This is a genomic window from Pantoea sp. UYEF8, from assembly GCF_040546285.1.
Lineage (GTDB): Bacteria > Pseudomonadota > Gammaproteobacteria > Enterobacterales > Enterobacteriaceae > Pantoea > Pantoea brenneri.
In genome coordinates this window covers 1-17,149 of record NZ_JBEPNM010000017.1, presented here as the reverse complement: position 1 = coordinate 17,149, position 17,149 = coordinate 1, and the positions used below count along the sequence as shown (strand labels likewise).

Below are 17,149 nucleotides of genomic sequence, written 5' to 3'. Positions count from 1 at the left end.
GTTCAGTTGAGTTCACGTGAGGCAAATCGCGCCAGCGCCGGGCCATCCAGCCGGTAGCGCACCCATTCACTCAGCGGAAGTGCATCAATACTCTGATAAAAATCTTTCGCGGATTTATCCCAGTCCAGCACATTCCACTCAATCCGGCTGCATTGCCGGCTGACTGCCAGCTGAGCAACGTAATGGAGCATCGCTTTGCCCGCACCTCTGCCGCGATAATCAGGCGTAAAGTAGAGGTCTTCCATATTCAGGCTCTGGCGGCCAATCCAGGTTGAAAAGCTCATCGAAATGACGCAGTAACCTGCAATCACCCCCTCAATTTCACAGATGTAGGCTTCTGCTGTGCTGTCAGCTCCAAACAGGGCGTGTCTGATTTCGTCAGCGTCCGGTATCGCCTGCAGGGGGGCTTCGCTGTATACGGATAAGCCGTTGATCATGTTATAGAGGGCATCCGTATCTTCCGGGCTGGCCTGGCGAATAATCACGCTCATAAATATTCTCTGATCAGTACTGTTTGATGCCCGTAAGGATAATCGCTATTCTTTAATGAATTAAGTGCAATAAAATCAATTACAGGTGAATTTCATGCATCATGTGCTGAGACGTCTCGATCTCAATCTTCTGCCTGTTTTCGATGCCGTCTACCGCCACCGCTCTGTCAGGCTGGCTGCGGTTGAACTCTCTATGAGTACTTCTGCGTTAAGTCATGCGTTAACCCGCCTGCGTGAATTCCTGAAAGATCCGCTGTTCTATCGCGAAGGGCATAAGATGTGTCCCAGCGTCTTTGCGCACCAGCTGGCACCGCATATTGCTGCCTCACTCGCGGTGCTCAATCAGCATCTCAGCCCGGTACAACCCTTTGATCCCCGGACCAGCACCCAATCTTTTCGGGTTGCCGTAACGGACTACACCGCTTTTTGTATCTTTCCGGAACTGATCAAAGCGCTGGAAAAAACCGCGCCCGGCGTTAATTTCGAACTCTGCCACCTGCCGCACAACCCGGCGCTGACAGAATTACTGGCCGGTGAGGTTGACCTGGCGTTGAGTTTTAGCGAGCCGGATGATGTCCGGCATCAGGATCTGGATGAGGTGGATTTATTCAGCGATGAATTTGTGGTGATCGGTAACATCAATCGCCAGAGCCTGACGCTGGAGGAGTATCTGGCCGCTGGTCATCTGGTGGTGACGCCGTGGAATGAAAAAAAAGGGTTGCTGGATACGCATCTTGCCCGGCTGGGGCTGACGCGCCGGATCGCGCTCAAAACCCCGTCAATGCTCAGTTCGCCGCACATTGTGGCGGAGAGTGAATTGCTGATGGCTATTCCCTCCTTTGCCGCCGGTAAAATTGCGCCAGTCGCGCAGGTCAGAATCTTCAGATTGCCCTTCCATGCGCCCCCTTTTACGGTAAAAATTTTTTCCCACCAACGCAGCGGCAAGAAATCCTCTACCGACTGGCTGAAGAACAATATTTTTCAGAGCATCCAGCGACAGAATCTGACGCTTAACCGGCAAGCCCAGCCGGTCGGCTAATGGCCTGATAGCCCTGCCACAGACGCTGCCGCCTAGCGCACCGGCTCTTCAAACGCCGATCTGACTGCCGCGATAATCCGCTGGGCTTTTTCGGCATCATCAAGCTGCGGGAAGGCCTTTTTCAGTTTGCCGGAAACCTGCCAGCCATTCTCTTTCAGCGAACGGATGATGCGGCTGGCATCCTGATCGGGCATCTCAATCACCTCTTTCAACCGCTCCTGCGCCCGCTGAAAAATCACCAGCACTCTGGCCTCATCTGCCATTTCTGTTCGCACCGTATGCTCGACCACCCGGGCGGTATACAGCACCTGTTCGGTCAGGTCGGGATAACGCCAGGCAAAACGCGCATCGTCATAGTCAGTGAAAACAAAGTTACTCAGCGTGCCATCTTCATAGGTGATCAGTTCAGCAAACCGATAGCTGCCGGCGTAGCGCCGCATCAGCCGTTTTGAAAAAACGTCCAGCGTGCGATCGTAGCCAGCGCGGAAATCAAGTGAACTGGTGATGGTAGCCGAGACCGGCAGAATAACGCCCTCCGGCACGGCATGGTCGCGGATTAGCGTATCGTTGATTAAAAAGCGGTGGATGCGGCCATTACCATCGCGCATCGGATGGATATAGACAAAACCAAAAGCGATCACGCCAGCCCGCGCCAGCGGTTCTGCCCCGCGCGTTGCCTGCTCGAAGGCTTTCAGGCCCTGCATAAAACGTGGAACATCGCTAAACTGCGGCGCAATGTAATGGACGATGTCTTCGCGCATTGTCGCCTGGCCGACAAATACCGGCGAGCGGCGCAGCCCCAGTCCGAGCGCATCGTGACCGAGAATGCCCTTCTGCAGGGTGTGCAGACTGGCATCGCTGAGCGGGTCGTCAAGCTGGCCGCAATATTGCGCAATGACGTGCGCAAAACGCTGAATACGATCGGCCTGGCTGGCCTCTTTCTCTATCAGAAAGCTGGCGCGGGATTCCTTAAACGTCAGCCAGCTGGCGGTACGCAGCAGGATATCGGCACCAAACGCATTATCCAGCTCAGCGAGGGCGCTCTGCAGATCAAAAGCCAGCGCCTGTTCGGTGGCGGCCGTCCGACGCACTATCGGGCAGAAATCAACGCTGCCAGGCAGATTGTCATTGATGCGCCAGCGTTTTGACCGCTTGAGGCTGGTGCGGGTCAGGTAGGCCTTGGTTGAAATCGCATCCACATAGCCGCCGTTGGTCACATCCGGCACTGCCAGCGTCTCGCCGGTCAGCCACTCATAGAAAAAACCGGCGCGGCGCGCATATTGCCCGTAAGGCTCACGGCGGCACCAGTTCTCCAGCGGTTCGGGGCCGATGGCTGCAAACAGGCGGGCAAAAAACTCCAGATGGATCTCTTCATATTTGAGACCAAAGGCGAAGTGACCAGCAATATCGTCTTCCGGGCGGTAGCTCGGCGGATAGCGGTTCTCTATCTGCCCCTGACTCTCGTGGCGGGATCGTACGGTGCCGATAAAGGACGCCACACGCAGCGGTTGCGCCAGTTCAATAGCATAACGTTCAGACAGCGCTTTAAAACCGACCAGCATGGGTTAAATCCTTTATCAGAAGACGAAAAACGATAATAAAAAGCAGATTTAACACGGAAATGATAATTTCGCCAGCTGCAGAACGTGAATGCGCGCGCGAAAAGGGTAATCAAAACGACATTAGCAGTGAAAATGATAACCGGCAGGCGTGGCGCAATTTCATCACCGCGCCAGTCGGGACAGCAGGGTAACCACCGGGAATGGGAATGGAGATAAGATTAGCGATGGAACGGACCGGCATTGCCTGGTCAGATGGCAGATGCGTCCGTTGCCGTCTGACCACAATAAAGTGACGCGAGCGGCCGGGGTGGTGAAGGTTTTATTCCTCCAGCACCAGACACGTTACCCCGAGAATGATAACGGCGATACCTGCCAGCCCGCGCCAGCTAAAAGGTTCATGGAAAAATGGCAGGCTGACAGCCGCCAGCCACACCAGCACATAGCTCAGGCTCAGCAGGGGATAAATCCGGCTGAGCGGAAAACTGTGCAGCGCCCGTAGCCAGCACAACATCGACAATCCGTAGGCCACGAGCCCGACCATCAGCAGCAGAACCGGCAACAGGGCAAACGGATTGCCGGATGAGATCGGTCCATACAGATCGGGCAGTTGCGGCATTGCCCAGCGCATCATCAGTTGGGCCGCTGACACCAGCAGCACGCTGCCCGCTATCCAGCCGTAGCCTTTCATAGCTGGCTGCCCATCAGCGTCACCCCAATCACCACCAGCAGCGTGCCGCCGATCTGGCGCAGCGTCAGGCGCTCACGCCAGATGATGCGCGCCGCCAGCGCAACAAAGATAAAATTGAGGCTCAGCATCGGATACGCCTGGCTGACCGGCACCCGCTGCAACACCGCCAGCCACAGGATCATGGCGATCACCAGCAGCAGTACGCTGCCCGCCAGCCAGCCAGAAACCGCCAGCCGGGAACCGCTGACCCGCGTGGCCTGTTTCTGACACAGCTGCGCGCTGCAGCTGAGCAGGCTCACCAGCACAATCAGCAGCACCATCAGGGAGTCTGACCATAATAGAGGCTGACCAGTCTGCCCTGACGATAAACCGCATCCGGTACCGGGATCGCCGCTCCGATATCGCTGTGCACCGAATCAACCAGCAACAGCAACGACACGCTACCGGTACGGCGATGCGCCGCGAGCCAGCCGCCCAGAGCGGCCTCGCTGACAAAGCGGGATTGCGCATCCGGATAGCCCAGCCCATATTCCAGTTCGCCTTTCTGGTCATAAAAACCGATATCGCTGCGCCGCAGATGCCAGGCAACCGCCGCGGCGACGCCCGGATTATCCGCCAGAATATAACGGCTGCCGGCCAGCCGATCGCTGATTGCCGCCACAAAATGCTGTGGCTGCTTGGCATCACGTATTTTATCCGGGATCACAGGGCCGATCGTCAGCGCAACGACTAACGGGCAAAGCGCCGCTGCCTGCCAGCGATGGCTGGCGTAACGGGTGCTGTACAGGCCGATCAGCGACCAGCTGAGGAACGCCAGCGCCGCCAGCGCCAGCTTGCTGTTTTCATCCGGCGCAAACAGCGGATGGTGTGTCAGGCTCCACGGTGCCAGCACCAGTAGCAAAGCAGCCAGCATCACCACGCCATACAGGGCATTCAGCCAGCCGTTGATCTTCAGCGCCCGCCCCGCCCGCTGCGCCGTCTGTAGTCCGTAGTGCGCCATCAGCAGCGACAGCGGCACAAAACAGGGCAGAATATAGGTCGGCAGTTTGCCTTTTGCCAGGCTAAAAAACAGCAGCGGCATCACCGTCCAGCTCAGCAGATAACGTGCGGCAGCCTGATACTGACCTTCGCGCCAGCCCGTCATCAGCGCACCGGGCAGCAGTCCCAGCCAGGGTAACGTCCCCAGCAGTAAAACCGGCAGGTAATACCAGAATGGCGCTTTGTGTTGCGCATTCGGTTCGGCAAAACGCTGAATATGCTCAACCCAGAAGAAGTAGTGCCAGAAATCGGGCGCCTGATGCCAGATCGCCAGCGCCCAGGGTGCGCTAATCGCGGCAGCCGCCAGCACCGCCAGCGGACCATAGAACAGCAGTTCAGTGCCCCGCCGACGCCAGACCGCCCACGGCAGAATCGCCAGCACCGGCACCGCCAGCGCCAGAAATCCTTTGGTCATGAATCCCATACCGCAGGCGAGGCCGAGCAGCAGGTAGCCACCGACCCGGGTGGTGCGCGCGTCAGATTGGGTTGCCAGCCAGTAGCTGCACATCGCAGCCGCCAGCCACAGCATCAGCATCGGATCGAGCACCGCATAGGTACCGATGCCGTAAACCAGCAGAGAGCTGAGGAAAATCACCGCGCCCACCGCTGCCGTACGCCGTGAATCAAACAGCCGTTTGCCCAGCCAGTAAATAAGCGCGGCGGTCAGCGTGGTAGTGATTATCGATCCGGCCCGCACGCCAAAAAGAGTGTGACCAAACAGCCACTGGCACAGCGTGTTGACCCAATAGCCCGCCACCGGCTTTTCAAAATAGCGCAGGCCGAAAAAATGCGGTACCACCCAGTCACCGGTCGCCAGCATCTCGCGGCTGATCTCAGCATAGCGGGTTTCATCCGGCTGCCAGAGATCGCGAAACATCGGCGGGATCAGGTAATACAGGGCAAAAAAACCCAAAAAAAGCAGCCATTTGCTGGTTATCCGCATCGGGGCTCTTTCACCTCATCAATCAGTTTCTGATAGCCCAGCCACCCTTCCCGCCCGGCAATTTCGCCTCTCACCACTTTGCCGCGCGGCAGGGTTGAGAGATCGGCAGGCAACAGCGCGCTTAACGGGCAAAACTCAATGCCGTTGCGGCCCGCCCACGTCAGCAGCGTGGCAAAGTCCTGATAGCCGACAATGCCTTCCACCTCGGCATGAATGGTGTAAACCGGCGTTTCCCCGGCGGAGAGCATCTGCTCGAGGATATAGCCATTGAAACCGTTCGCACTGACCTGTCGGCCCACTACTTCATCCCAGGTGGGCAGCGTGACCGGTATCTGTACCGTGCCGGGCTGCCCGTCAGGCAGTATCGGCAGGAACGGGCCGCTGCCACGGCAGTCGCTGTTGTAGTGAAAGCCAAAGTTCTGTTTAGCAGCCATCACCCGCCCATCGGCGCGCCAGCCTGCGGCGGCCGAGCAGCGGATGGGCTGACCCAGGATCTCGCTCAGCGTCTCGTTGCCGCGGGCTATCTGCTCAATCAGTTTCTCTTCCGGCCAGACACCGGCCCAGGTTTGCCAGGCAAAATGATCCCAGGCGTGCAGTCCGACCTCATGCTGCCGGGCCGTCTCCTGCATAATGCGACTCAGGCCGCGCCCAATCGGCTTGCCCGGCCAGGCGGTGCCGGCCAGCAGGATGTCCCAGCCGTACAGCGAGGCGGCGCGCGAACGCATCATTTTCCACAGAAAAGCCGGCTTAATCAGACGCCACAGATGGCGTCCCATGTTGTCGGGTCCGACACTGAAGAAAAAACTGGCGCGTATGGCGTGCTGCCTGAACAGCGCCAGCAGCGCCGGTACGCCCTGCTGCGTGCCGCGCCAGGTATCCACGTCAATCCGCAGACCGATCCTTTTCATCGATGATCAGCCTGCTGCTCAAGGGTTCGCAGGAAGAAGTCGAGCGTATTATCGATGGTGGTATCCATCGTCACGGTCGGCGTCCAGCCCAGCAGCCGGCGCGCGTTGCGGATCGCCGGTTTGCGGTGCTCGACATCCTGATAGCCTTTGCCGTAGTAGCTGCTGCTCTCCACCTCACGGAAACCGGCAAACGGCGGGAACTGGTGACGCAATGGATGACGTTCGAAGCTGGCCAGCAGCTGCTCTGCCAGCTCTTTAATGCTGGCTTCGTTATCCGGGTTGCCAATGTTGATGATTTGACCATCACAGTTCTGCTGCTTGTTTTCGATAATCCGGAACAGCGCTTCCACCCCATCCTGAATGTCGGTAAAGCAGCGCTTCTGCCTGCCGCCATCTATCAGCTTGATCGGAGAACCCTCGACCAGGTTGAGGATCAACTGGGTGATGGCGCGTGAACTGCCGATGCGCGCCGCATTGAGGTTATCCAGCCGCGGTCCCATCCAGTTGAACGGACGGAACAGGGTGAAACGCAGCCCTTCTTTCTCGCCGTAGGCCCAGATCACCCGATCCAGCAGCTGTTTTGATACCGAATAGATCCAGCGCTGCTTGTTAATCGGTCCGACCACCAGATTGGAGCAGTCCTCATCAAAGCTGGCGTCGGTACACATGCCGTACACCTCCGAGGTAGAGGGGAAGATGATGCGCTTTTGATACTTCACGCAGTCGCGGATGATTTTGAGGTTCTCCTCGAAATCCAGCTCAAACACCCGCAGCGGATTACGGGTGTATTCGATCGGTGTCGCAATCGCCACCAGCGGCAGAATGACGTCACATTTCTTAATGTGGTACTCAATCCATTCGGAATGGATAGCGATATCCCCCTCGACAAAGTGAAAGTGTGGATGATCGAGAAAACGGCTGATGGCATCGGAACTGATATCCAGTCCATAAACCTCAAAGTGGTCATCCTGTAATAGCCGTTCGGTGAGATGGTTACCGATAAAGCCGTTTACGCCGAGGATCAACACCCGGGTACGGCGCTGCAGTACCGACTGCGGTTGCGAGTAGAGCAGCGCGCCCGGCACCATCCCTAAGCTTTGCGCCAGCTGGCTGCCGTTCATGTAGACGCCATGCTCAGACTGCCCGGTCTGGATCTCCAGCGCGCCGTCACCACAGGCGATCAGAAAAGGGTGTTTCGACAGCACCGTGCCCGGCCTGGCGTGGTGTTGCTGCGGATGAACCCGGCTCTTCCAGACGATAAATTTTACCGAGCCGGCAAAGGCGAAGGCACCCGGCCAGGGATCGGTGACTGCCCTGACCAGATTGTGAATCGCCTGCGCCGGCTGATGCCAGTCGATGCGGCCATCTTCGGCGGTGCGCCGTCCAACCCGGCTAGCCTGGCTCTCCTCCTGCGGCCATTCGCTGATTTGCCCGCGACGCAGATCGGGCAGCAGATCGTTCAGCAGCTGTTCCGCCGCCGCCGACAGTTTGCGGTGCAGGGTCAGCGCCGTGTCCTGATCCTCAATCGCCACCCGCTGCTGCGCCAGGATATTACCGGCATCGGCCCGTTTCACCATCCGGTGCAGGGTGACGCCGGTCTCGCGCTCGCCATTGATCAACGCCCAGTTGAGCGGTGCCCGGCCCCGATATTTTGGCAGCAGCGAACCGTGCAGATTAAACGCGCCATGACGGGCGCACTGCAAAATCTCGTCGCTCAGCAGATGCCGGTAGTAGAACGAAAAAATCATGTCGGGTGCCAGAGTGCGGATGCGGTCAAGCCAGATCGGATGGTTCGCCTCGTCCGGGGCATAGACCGGGATACCATGCTCAGCCGCCAGCCGCGCCACCGATCCGAAAAAGTGATTTTCGGTCGCCTCATCGTTGTGGGTAAAAATGGCGGCGATCTCATAGCCAGCATTCAGCAACGCCGTGATACCAACACAGCCCATGTCGTGGTAGGCGAAAACGAGGGTCTTCATAGTGAACTTTCCTGTACTGATGGCTGTACTGAAGGCGCTTGCGGAGCCTTAACAACCCGTTGAACGAAATAGCGCGGACGCGCCCGAACATCGTTATAAATACGCCCGATATACTCACCGAGCAGGCCCATACCGACGAACTGCGCGCCGATAAACATGAACAGCACGGCGAACAACACGAAAACGCCGTCGCCCGCCCAGGCGGCACCAAAGAACAGCCGCAGCACAATTAACACCAGGGAAAAGGCGAAGCCGGTCAGCGCAATCAGGCTGCCGACCACGCTGAGCAAGCGCAGTGGCGTGGTGGTCAGGCAGGTCACCAGGTCATACATCAGGTTGATCAGCCGCATGAAGCTGTATTTCGAGTCGCCAAACGCCCGTTCGGCGTGGATGACCGGCAGCTCAATGGTGTGGCGGGCAAAGGTATTCGCCAGTATCGGAATAAAGGTGCTGCGTTCGTGGCAGTTGAGCATCGCATCGACAATATGACGACGGTAGGCGCGTAACATGCAGCCGTAATCGCCCATCGCCTGGCCGGTCACCCGCTGGATCAGCCGATTGAGGGTGCGGGAGGCCTGACGACGGAACCAGCTATCCTGCCGCTGTTGCCGCACGGTCCCGACCACGTCATAACCCTGACGGGCGGCGTCAACCAGCCGCGGGATCTCTTCCGGCGGATTTTGCAGATCGGCATCAAGCGTGACAATGACGTCGCCGCGGACGTGGCTGAAGCCCGCCATGATGGCGGAGTGCTGACCATAATTACGGTTGAGCAGCACCCCAATCACCGGGCTATCCGGAAGGGCTGCCGCCTGTTCAATGACCTCTGCTGAGCGATCGCTGCTGCCGTCATCGACCAGCAGGATTTCATACTCCAGTTCCAGCGGATCGCAGGCTGCGCGGGTGCGGCGAATCAGTTCAGGCAGACTCTCCTGCTCGTTGTAGACCGGGATAACCACGGACAGCAGGTTGATGGGTTTTACGTCACGCATTACAGGCTCCCGCAATGTCATGCAACGCCGCGATCACCCGTTCCACATCCTGATCGGTCATGCCGGGGAACAGCGGGATCGAACACATTTGCTGGCTGTTGCGTTCACTGGCAGGCAAACGCAGCTGCGGGTAGTGCTCACGGTAATATTTGTGGGTATGGGCAGCGCGGAAATGCAGTCCCGATCCTATCTCCCGCGCTTTCAGCGCCTGCATAAACGCATCGCGTGACAGTCCGCAGCGCGACTCATCGATGCGCAGAATAAACAGATGCCACGCATGCTGATGCGGCCAGTCGGGCAGCGACAGTGGCGTGAACGGCAGCGTTTGCAGGGCATCCAGATAGCGCCGGGCAATCTCACTGCGGCGCGCGATAAAACCCGGCAGTTTTTTTAACTGCACCAGCGCTATCGCGGCGCTGATGTCAGGCAGGTTGTATTTAAAGCCCGGCATCATCACTTCAGCCTGCGGCTGGCGGCCGTGAGTCTGGCGGTCGAAGGCATCAACCGCCAGACCGTGAAACTTCAGGCTGCGGATCCGATCGGCCAGCGCGGCGTCATCCGTCACCACCAGGCCGCCCTCCGCGCAGGTGATATTTTTAATCGCATGAAAGGAAAAAATCGCGGTGCCCTGATGCCCGACATGCTGGCCATGATAAGTGGTACCGACCGCATGGGCGGCGTCTTCGATCACCGCAATGCCGTGCTGGCGCGCCAGCTGATAAATCGGCTCCAGATCCACCGGCACACCGGCGTAGTGCACCGGTATAATGGCGCGGGTGCGCGGCGTGATGGCGCGGGCAATCTGCCCGGGCATCACCATCAGATGATCCGGGTCCACATCAATCATCACCGGCGTTGCCCCAAGCAGGGTGATCAGATTGAGGGTGGAAACCCAGGTCATCGACGGGGTAATCACCTCATCGCCCAGCTGAATGCCGAGGGCCATCAACGTGACGTGCATCCCCGCCGTCGCCGAACTGACGGCGATTGCATGCTGATTGCCGGTCAGCTGAATAAATGCCTGCTCCAGCTCGGCGCATTTCGCGCCGGTGGTTATCCAGCCGGAGTCAAAAACCGCTTTTACGGCGGCCAGTTCCTCATCGCCAAACGCGGGGCGTGAAAAAGGCAAAAATGCCATGGTGAAGCTCCTGCAGTTCTACACAATAAACAGGCACGCACGGTTAATCATGCGCAACGCCAGTAATAGCGAGGAAATAGCGAATCTCCCGCCGACACCCTTTCAAAACAGAGCACGTTGATCTTCTTAATAAATTAAAAATATCAGACTGGTGATACACGCTAACGCACAAAAGTTAACTAAACATTAAATGAAGTGGGTTAAACCCAATAAAATAAAAACAGTTTCATTTAATGATTTCTGGAAAAGTTCAGTTATTTAATATTAATAATCATGTCGATTGCCACTCTCTCCACTTTATTGACAATACGTTTATAATCGATGAATATCAGGAGAGTTAATGGCTTTGTCATAAAATTGAATTAATGACCAGAAATCGATTAAAAAGCGTTTATTTTCATAATGATAAAAACGGTTCCGGCACGAAAAATGAATTAAAATCGCTGTGACTCGCACGGAAGAATAATTTGAGAAGAAATGTTATCAGCTTAAGGTTTTCTTAATATTAGCCATGCCGGTTTACGCACGCACTGTACTCACCTGTTAACCGTGCGTGGAGATCGATGTTGTTAGCACCCGGCTATTCCCCTGCAGGCCAGCGGTTGCAGTTGCGAAAATATGCTGATGGCGGTCAAGCGCGGTGCCGGGCAATAACGCTATTCGCGCTACTGGCCGGTGTTATTCAGGCGATAGTAAAGCTGGCCGTGCGATAAAATGAATACATACAGCCCGACAGACGTTAACACCTTACCTGCACGTATAAAGAGAACCATCTGATGATCCGCACCGCCTGTCTGTTAAGCCTGAGCTGTTTCTTAAGCGCGTCGCTTCACGCCGCGCCAATCACCTACGCCATCGCCACCGATAAAACTGCCATCGGGCTGTCGTGGCGTGCCTTTGGCCACAGCTTTTCACAGGCGCATCTTGAAGGCGTGACCGGTACCGTGACGCTGAACCCCGATCAGGACAGGGACGATCGTATTGAGGTGAATATTCCAGTCGATACGCTGGTCGCCTCAAATACGTTATTAACCTGGCAGCTAAAAAGTGACATGTTCTTTGATGCGCAGCATTACCCGGGGATTCGCTTCGTCAGCAGCCGGGTTGCCGCGCTGGGAGCGGGGGAATACCGAATCTTTGGCGTCCTGACGGTGAAAGATGTCAGCCGTCCGGTGGTGATGCTGGCGACACTGGAGGGTGGCCAGCCGCTCACGTCTTCATCACAGTCGCTGACGCTGCATGCCAGCACCGCGATATCCCGCACCGCCTTCCGGGTTGACCGGCTGGTCGGGATAGTCGATGACCGCGTGGCGATTGCCCTTACCATCACGGCTCAGACGAAGTCCCCGTTATAACCGCTGTGCAATCAGCCTCAGCGCAGCGCTGACCGTAATGCTTCGGCGATTGCGGCCAGTTGCCGCGGTGGATTACGGCCGATCAGTACAAACTGATGTCGCTGATCTGCCCACCAGGCGAGCTGCATACCGTGGCGCTGCTCGCGCTGAACGACATGGCTTGCCTGCGTTTCGGGCGAGATACAGAGCGCCAGCGGGCCGAAATCGGCGTGTAGCCAGGCAATCTGCGCAATTGAGGTGCGCTCATAGCGCAGCATCCGCACCATTTTCAGCTCAGCCTGCGGCAGGTGCAGCTGCTGTTGCGTAATCTGCAGGCCCAAATCGAGCCGGGTGCGATCCAGGCCACGTTGCAACAGATCGGGATCGCCCGGCGTATCCGCCAGGGTTTCCGCACTGTAAAGCGACATGTAGCGCGCCTCAAGATCGCGGACATTCTGGCTTTCGTCGGCGCTTTCCGGTGCCGGGCGGGCCAGTAAACCGAGACCACTTCCCACCAGCAGAAAGCTCACCGAGGCGGCAATCAGCGCACGGCGACTGTAGCCAGCCACGGGTGACGCCGGCGACAGCGCCGCCAGCCGCTGCGCCATTATTTGCTGCGGCGCCTGTTCCAGTAACGGTGCAAAAGCCTGCTGAAAATCGATGCTGCCATTACGCAGTTCCTCAACCCGTGCTGCCAGCAGCGGATCACGCACGATATCCTGTTCAAACTGCACCGCATCGTGACGGCTCATCTCACCATCCAGCCAGGCGACAATCACTTCGTCGCGCCACGGCGGCATAAAATTCCCTGTGGTCATAGCCGTTTCTCCTGCGGGACGGGCGGGGCCGTGGTTGTTTTCGCCAGCGTGGCGCGGGCGGCGGCCAGACGGCTCATAATAGTGCCAATCGGTACCGATACCGTATCGGCCGCTTCCTGATAGGAGAGCCCTTCCACGTAAACCAGGAACAGGGCATTCCGCTGCGCTTCGGGCAGCGCGTTGACCTGCTGCATGATGCGCCGGAAATGGCGGTTATCATCATCTGCGGGGTGCGTATCGGCAGCCAGCAGCAGATCGGGATCGACAAAACCCTGTCCCTGCCGGACTTTACGCGCGCGCAAATCACTGACCCAGATAGAGTGCAGAATAGAGAACAGCCACCTGTCAATGCGGGTGCCCGGCGTATACTGCGCGCTCCGCTCCAGCGCGCGCACGCAGGTCGACTGCACCAGCTCTTCGGCCAGATCGCGGTTGTGCGACAGCACATAGCCATAACGCCAGAGGCGCGTCAGGTGCGCCGCAAGGTGCTGTCGGACGTCGCTATAGGTAATTTTGCTCTCCCCCACCGATCAGGTTTCAGGATGCCCGTTGATGGCTGCCTGCAGATCACGATATTCCTCGCAATCTGTACCGCAAATTCCGGCAATGGTTTTTAACTGCTCGCGCGCCAGATCGGGACGCCCTTTGATCATCCAGGCTTCACCAAGATATTCGCGCACTTTAGCGTAACGCGGATCGATCGCAATGGCGCGCTGGTAATAACCAATCCCTTCATCGGTGCGGCCCAGCTTGCGGGTGGCATAACCGCGATAATTCCACGCCTCGCGCGTATCCGGATTTTTCAGCGTATCCAGCAGGTTCAGTGCCGCCTGATATTCGCCTTTTTTCGCCAGATGGTAGGCGTAGCGCGTTTTATCCTCATCGCTGAGCATGCTGGTCTTTTCCGGCACGCAGGCTTTGGTTTTACCGTTATAAACCTGCCCTTTGGGGCAGTCCGGCACCTTTGTATCACTGTCATTATCGCCCATCGCCATACTCAGCGGCGCGTGCAGGGTGAGCAGCAGTACGGGAACGGCAAACAGGCGGACGCCATAGCACTTTTTCATGATTGATCCTTGAATCGCTGAGTTAGCACGACGAGGCAGTACTCTGTCGCGAGGGTGAAAATATTGACGGTGCGCGGCCAGCGCAGGCGGGCCTTCAGCGTCTGAACGATTTCACGTTGCCGGCTGTCGTGCTCAGGCAGCGCCCGGCGAAGCGCAGTGCCACGCGCGGCCGTCAACATGGAAAAAGAGACCTGTCGGGCCGGGAAGAAACGAACAGAGGGCATCGTCGTTGTCCTGAAAAGGTTCACTGAGCAGTAAACACTTCACCGCCGGTTTCTATTCGATAATTTTTTTGTCACTGCGGTGGAGGGCGGCAGCGAGTCAGGCGCATGCCAGGCACGGGATAATCAGCAGCGCGGGCTGAAGCTGTTACCACACTCAGGGCGCGATGGCGGCAGACGGCAAACTCAACAGCGCATCAGTGACCGGCAGGCAGATCGTCCTGCCGGTCCGGATTACAGCGAGACTTTTTCAACCGGACAGAAGCGATGTTCGGCCAGCGAAATCACCGCCGCCTCAGCAATCGCCTGGGCTTGCAGACCATCTTCCAGCCCAGGCAGATCGGCAACCGTCTCGCCATTCAGCGAACGGACAAACGCATCCAGTTGCGCATACCAGGTCGCCTTTACCCGGCTGAGCCAGTCAGGCAGCAGCCCGGGCTGCTGGATCTGCTCGCGCTGATAGCAGGTCACGCCCTGCTGCTGCTGACTGCGGGACTCCAGCATACCAAGCGGCCCCATCACGCTGATCCGCTCGTCGTAGCCGTAGCCGGTGCGGCGGGCGTTATCCAGTTGCGCCAGCCCGCCACGTTGCAGCCGCAGCAGCAGCGTGCTGGTGTCTACGTCTGCAAAATCGCTGATGGCCGGCAGCGCCAGCGCCGCCCCCATGGCGGCCACTTCCGTCACTTCGTCATCGGTCAGCCAGCGTAGCAGATCAAAAAAATGGATCGCCTGGTCACGCATCTGTCCCCCGGACGCCTGCAGATAGGCCAGCGGCGGCATCTCTGAAGAACGGCAGACCATCTGAATCAACTCAGCTGGCCCGACTCTGCCCTGCCGGAGCTGCTGCTTAAGCTGCTGGTGGCTGATGTCGAAACGGCGATTGAATCCGACCGTTACCGGCACATTACAGGGCAACACCTGAGCCACCACCCGGCGCGCGCGCTCCAGAGACAGATCGATAGGTTTCTCACAGTAGATCGCTTTGCCGGCACGCGCCGCCGCCACCAGCAGATCGGCATGGGTCGGTGTCGCACTGGCGATGAGCACCATATCGATACTGTCATCGTTCATTACCTGGCTGACTGGCGCGGCGTGAGCAGCAAAACGCGCAGCAAATGCAGCGGCGCGTGCGCTATCGGTATCGGTTACCGAGACCAGTTCTGTGGCCGGATGCGCCTGCAGATTGACGGCATGCACTTCGCCTATAAATCCACAGCCCAGCAGGGCAACACGTTGCTTTTTATTCATTTATTTGAACTCCATCATAGTCCAGTGGAAAGCGCCGTTTGCAGCTTAGCCTTGCTGGTTACACTGGTGACATCGCGTTGTTGAGGTCTTTACCTCAGGGGAGAAAAGAATGTCGCTGAAAGAGATCGCCCGGCGTGCGGGTGTCGGTCTGGCGACCGTGGATCGGGTGCTCAATGAGCGCGGTGGCGTGTCACCCCAGACGGTGCGTAAAGTCCTGCAGGCCGCGCGTGACAGCGGTCTGAAACGCATTTTGCCGCAAGAGCATCGCCAGCCGTGGCAGATTGAGGTGTTAATCAGCAGCAACGATGCCTTTTTCTTCCGCCAGCTGGCGCAGGATTTGATTGAAGCGGCAATGCATCCGGGCTATCAGCGGCTGACGCTGCACCGTACCTTTGTGCCTGAAGCGCAGCATGAGCGACTGGCACAGCGCATTATGGCTGGCAGTGAAACGCGGGACGGCCTGATGGTGTTTGCGCAGGCACATCCGGCGATTTACGCTGCGCTGGCGCACTGTGAGGCGCGTGGCGTGCCGGTTATCACGCTGGTGACCGATCTGCCTGACGCGGCCCGGCTCTGTCACGTCGGCATAGACCAGCGGAAAGCAGGACGCACCGCCGGTCAACTGATGGGCAAAATGCTGCAACAGCCGGGTGAGGTACTGATGGTCAGTGGACGGATGGATTACACCGCGCACCGGGAGCGGATCGACGGCTTTCGGGATGTGCTGAGCGCGCGTTTTCCGCATCTTCATTTGCGGGAGGAGCTGGCGGCTGAGGAAAATCGCGATGTCATCAGCAAACTGCTGGAAAAACAGCTGATCCGCGGCGGCAATCTGCTGGGTATTTACAATACGGGACTGGGAAATACCGAAATAGGCCAGGCGCTGGCGCGCCATCGCCGCCTGAATCAGTGCGTGTGGATCGCCCATGAGCTCTATTCCACTACCCGCACGCTGCTGGCGCAGCAAAGTCTTGCCCTGACGCTGGACCAGAACACCCGGCAACATGCGCAGCTGGCACTGCAACTGATGCTGAACTATCTGGAACAGGGAGAAAAGCCCGACACCTACGCTGCCGGAAAAGTTGAGTTCGTCATTTACACCTCTGAAAATAGTGTTTAAGCAACAGGCTATCAATGCCTGCCCTCCCACCCTGCACGCCAGCTTCAAACCAGCTGCGGGATTAGCGGATGAGCCATTTATGTCACCACTTTACCCTTTAGGGTTTGCGGCTGCGCCTTCCAGCACGCGCACTGCGGGTCATCATATCCTCCCGGTCAAACTTATTTTATTTTTCCATTTTATTTCTGGACCAGCCGTTGTCTGGTTATTTAGGGTTTGTTGAAATCAGGTTAATAATAAAACCAGGAATATTTATCCGAAAAAGAAAATACCCTTTAATTACAGATAAATAGCATTCAGTAGTAGAACGCACTTAAGTATTAATTTTATTTAACCTAAATAGCACTGATTAATAAACAACCAGACCCGATCACTATGACGATTTATATCAACTTTATCCTGGCTTGAGATGTCTGATAATGACGGCGCTTACAGATACCTCTTACGGTTCTGTTAACACCGGAACGCGGCTTTGTTGAATAAATCGAACTTTTGCTGAGTTGAAGGATCAGATCACGTATCTTCCCGACAACGCAGACCGTTCCGTGGCAAAGCAAAAGTTC

The 17,149-nt window shown here is 57.4% G+C and carries 18 protein-coding genes; 4 read left to right on the top strand and 14 right to left on the bottom strand.

The window, feature by feature from the left end; translation table 11 throughout:
- Positions 1 to 2: 2 nt before the first annotated feature.
- A complete protein-coding gene (locus ABIB18_RS21745; protein ID WP_031377945.1) occupies positions 3 to 491 on the bottom strand; it encodes a GNAT family N-acetyltransferase in 489 nt (162 codons plus the stop codon).
- A gap of 94 nt (positions 492 to 585) precedes the next feature.
- Between ABIB18_RS21745 and ABIB18_RS21740 the strand changes: the two genes are divergently transcribed.
- Entirely contained in the window at positions 586 to 1,530 is a 945-nt protein-coding gene (locus tag ABIB18_RS21740; RefSeq protein WP_354475683.1) for a LysR family transcriptional regulator, read from the top strand.
- A 32-nt stretch (positions 1,531 to 1,562) separates the two neighbouring features.
- On the opposite strand, the gene ABIB18_RS21735 is transcribed toward ABIB18_RS21740, so the two are convergent.
- The 8 genes from ABIB18_RS21735 to arnB all read right to left on the bottom strand — a co-directional run bounded on the left by ABIB18_RS21735 (position 1,563) and on the right by arnB (position 10,778).
- On the bottom strand, positions 1,563 to 3,092 hold the full coding sequence (locus ABIB18_RS21735; protein WP_354475681.1) for a Fic family protein: 1,530 nt from the start codon (positions 3,090 to 3,092) through the stop codon (positions 1,563 to 1,565).
- Positions 3,093 to 3,411: 319 nt separating this feature from the next.
- Entirely contained in the window at positions 3,412 to 3,780 is a 369-nt protein-coding gene (arnF, locus tag ABIB18_RS21730; RefSeq protein WP_046289404.1) for a 4-amino-4-deoxy-L-arabinose-phosphoundecaprenol flippase subunit ArnF, read from the bottom strand.
- Entirely contained in the window at positions 3,777 to 4,100 is a 324-nt protein-coding gene (gene arnE / locus ABIB18_RS21725) for a 4-amino-4-deoxy-L-arabinose-phosphoundecaprenol flippase subunit ArnE (protein WP_159224015.1), read from the bottom strand. The genes arnF and arnE overlap by 4 nt, the downstream gene beginning before the upstream one ends.
- Complete coding sequence (arnT, locus tag ABIB18_RS21720; protein ID WP_159224016.1) at positions 4,100 to 5,761, bottom strand: lipid IV(A) 4-amino-4-deoxy-L-arabinosyltransferase; 1,662 nt, start codon at positions 5,759 to 5,761, stop codon at positions 4,100 to 4,102. Before arnT ends, arnE begins: the two co-directional genes overlap by 1 nt.
- Entirely contained in the window at positions 5,752 to 6,669 is a 918-nt protein-coding gene (gene arnD, locus ABIB18_RS21715) for a 4-deoxy-4-formamido-L-arabinose-phosphoundecaprenol deformylase (RefSeq protein ID WP_354475678.1), read from the bottom strand. The genes arnT and arnD overlap by 10 nt, the downstream gene beginning before the upstream one ends.
- Positions 6,666 to 8,648: a bifunctional UDP-4-amino-4-deoxy-L-arabinose formyltransferase/UDP-glucuronic acid oxidase ArnA gene (gene arnA, locus ABIB18_RS21710; RefSeq protein ID WP_089562415.1), complete on the bottom strand. Its 1,983-nt coding sequence runs from the start codon at positions 8,646 to 8,648 to the stop codon at positions 6,666 to 6,668. Before arnA ends, arnD begins: the two co-directional genes overlap by 4 nt.
- A complete protein-coding gene (arnC, locus tag ABIB18_RS21705; protein WP_031377949.1) occupies positions 8,645 to 9,640 on the bottom strand; it encodes an undecaprenyl-phosphate 4-deoxy-4-formamido-L-arabinose transferase in 996 nt (331 codons plus the stop codon). Before arnC ends, arnA begins: the two co-directional genes overlap by 4 nt.
- Positions 9,633 to 10,778 carry a UDP-4-amino-4-deoxy-L-arabinose aminotransferase gene (arnB, locus tag ABIB18_RS21700; RefSeq protein ID WP_354475676.1) on the bottom strand — a complete coding sequence of 382 codons (1,146 nt, stop codon included), beginning with the start codon at positions 10,776 to 10,778 and terminating at the stop codon, positions 9,633 to 9,635. The genes arnC and arnB overlap by 8 nt, the downstream gene beginning before the upstream one ends.
- Before the next feature lie 776 nt (positions 10,779 to 11,554).
- Here arnB and ABIB18_RS21695 point away from each other — a divergent pair.
- Complete coding sequence (locus ABIB18_RS21695; protein WP_354475674.1) at positions 11,555 to 12,133, top strand: YceI family protein; 579 nt, start codon at positions 11,555 to 11,557, stop codon at positions 12,131 to 12,133.
- Between the two features lie 17 nt (positions 12,134 to 12,150).
- On the opposite strand, the gene ABIB18_RS21690 is transcribed toward ABIB18_RS21695, so the two are convergent.
- The 5 genes from ABIB18_RS21690 to ABIB18_RS21670 form a co-directional block, all read right to left on the bottom strand.
- Positions 12,151 to 12,930: an anti-sigma factor family protein gene (locus ABIB18_RS21690; RefSeq protein ID WP_354475672.1), complete on the bottom strand. Its 780-nt coding sequence runs from the start codon at positions 12,928 to 12,930 to the stop codon at positions 12,151 to 12,153.
- Positions 12,927 to 13,403 (bottom strand): sigma-70 family RNA polymerase sigma factor, encoded by a 477-nt coding sequence (locus tag ABIB18_RS21685; protein ID WP_181956060.1) that lies wholly within the window; start codon positions 13,401 to 13,403, stop codon positions 12,927 to 12,929. The genes ABIB18_RS21690 and ABIB18_RS21685 overlap by 4 nt, the downstream gene beginning before the upstream one ends.
- A 57-nt stretch (positions 13,404 to 13,460) precedes the next feature.
- Positions 13,461 to 13,997: a tetratricopeptide repeat protein gene (locus ABIB18_RS21680; RefSeq protein ID WP_031377952.1), complete on the bottom strand. Its 537-nt coding sequence runs from the start codon at positions 13,995 to 13,997 to the stop codon at positions 13,461 to 13,463.
- Positions 13,994 to 14,221, bottom strand: a complete 228-nt coding sequence (locus tag ABIB18_RS21675; RefSeq protein WP_046289398.1) for a hypothetical protein — start codon at positions 14,219 to 14,221, stop codon at positions 13,994 to 13,996. The genes ABIB18_RS21680 and ABIB18_RS21675 overlap by 4 nt, the downstream gene beginning before the upstream one ends.
- Positions 14,222 to 14,452: 231 nt before the next feature.
- A complete protein-coding gene (locus tag ABIB18_RS21670; protein WP_089562418.1) occupies positions 14,453 to 15,466 on the bottom strand; it encodes a Gfo/Idh/MocA family oxidoreductase in 1,014 nt (337 codons plus the stop codon).
- A 109-nt stretch (positions 15,467 to 15,575) separates the two neighbouring features.
- On the opposite strand from ABIB18_RS21670, the gene ABIB18_RS21665 reads away from it, so the two are divergent.
- Together ABIB18_RS21665 and ABIB18_RS21660 are read left to right on the top strand one after the other, a co-directional pair.
- Positions 15,576 to 16,586, top strand: coding sequence for a LacI family DNA-binding transcriptional regulator (locus ABIB18_RS21665; RefSeq protein ID WP_089562419.1), 1,011 nt, complete (start codon positions 15,576 to 15,578; stop codon positions 16,584 to 16,586).
- Positions 16,587 to 17,086: 500 nt separating this feature from the next.
- On the top strand, positions 17,087 to 17,149 hold a 63-nt coding region (locus tag ABIB18_RS21660; protein WP_223226699.1), incomplete at its 3' end, for a hypothetical protein.

What these genes read in the sequence shown, in the direction of transcription:
- ABIB18_RS21745 (WP_031377945.1), bottom strand. Translation starts at nt 491, where the DNA reads ATGAGCGTGATTATTCGCCAGGCCAGCCCGGAAGATACGGATGCCCTC.
- arnF (WP_046289404.1), bottom strand. Translation starts at nt 3,780, where the DNA reads ATGAAAGGCTACGGCTGGATAGCGGGCAGCGTGCTGCTGGTGTCAGCG.
- ABIB18_RS21665 (WP_089562419.1), top strand. Translation starts at nt 15,576, where the DNA reads ATGTCGCTGAAAGAGATCGCCCGGCGTGCGGGTGTCGGTCTGGCGACC.
- ABIB18_RS21740 (WP_354475683.1), top strand. Translation starts at nt 586, where the DNA reads ATGCATCATGTGCTGAGACGTCTCGATCTCAATCTTCTGCCTGTTTTC.
- ABIB18_RS21680 (WP_031377952.1), bottom strand. Translation starts at nt 13,997, where the DNA reads ATGAAAAAGTGCTATGGCGTCCGCCTGTTTGCCGTTCCCGTACTGCTG.
- arnC (WP_031377949.1), bottom strand. Translation starts at nt 9,640, where the DNA reads ATGCGTGACGTAAAACCCATCAACCTGCTGTCCGTGGTTATCCCGGTC.
- arnB (WP_354475676.1), bottom strand. Translation starts at nt 10,778, where the DNA reads ATGGCATTTTTGCCTTTTTCACGCCCCGCGTTTGGCGATGAGGAACTG.
- arnE (WP_159224015.1), bottom strand. Translation starts at nt 4,100, where the DNA reads ATGGTGCTGCTGATTGTGCTGGTGAGCCTGCTCAGCTGCAGCGCGCAG.
- arnD (WP_354475678.1), bottom strand. Translation starts at nt 6,669, where the DNA reads ATGAAAAGGATCGGTCTGCGGATTGACGTGGATACCTGGCGCGGCACG.
- ABIB18_RS21670 (WP_089562418.1), bottom strand. Translation starts at nt 15,466, where the DNA reads ATGAATAAAAAGCAACGTGTTGCCCTGCTGGGCTGTGGATTTATAGGC.
- ABIB18_RS21690 (WP_354475672.1), bottom strand. Translation starts at nt 12,930, where the DNA reads ATGACCACAGGGAATTTTATGCCGCCGTGGCGCGACGAAGTGATTGTC.
- ABIB18_RS21735 (WP_354475681.1), bottom strand. Translation starts at nt 3,092, where the DNA reads ATGCTGGTCGGTTTTAAAGCGCTGTCTGAACGTTATGCTATTGAACTG.
- ABIB18_RS21695 (WP_354475674.1), top strand. Translation starts at nt 11,555, where the DNA reads ATGATCCGCACCGCCTGTCTGTTAAGCCTGAGCTGTTTCTTAAGCGCG.
- ABIB18_RS21675 (WP_046289398.1), bottom strand. Translation starts at nt 14,221, where the DNA reads ATGCCCTCTGTTCGTTTCTTCCCGGCCCGACAGGTCTCTTTTTCCATG.
- arnT (WP_159224016.1), bottom strand. Translation starts at nt 5,761, where the DNA reads ATGCGGATAACCAGCAAATGGCTGCTTTTTTTGGGTTTTTTTGCCCTG.
- arnA (WP_089562415.1), bottom strand. Translation starts at nt 8,648, where the DNA reads ATGAAGACCCTCGTTTTCGCCTACCACGACATGGGCTGTGTTGGTATC.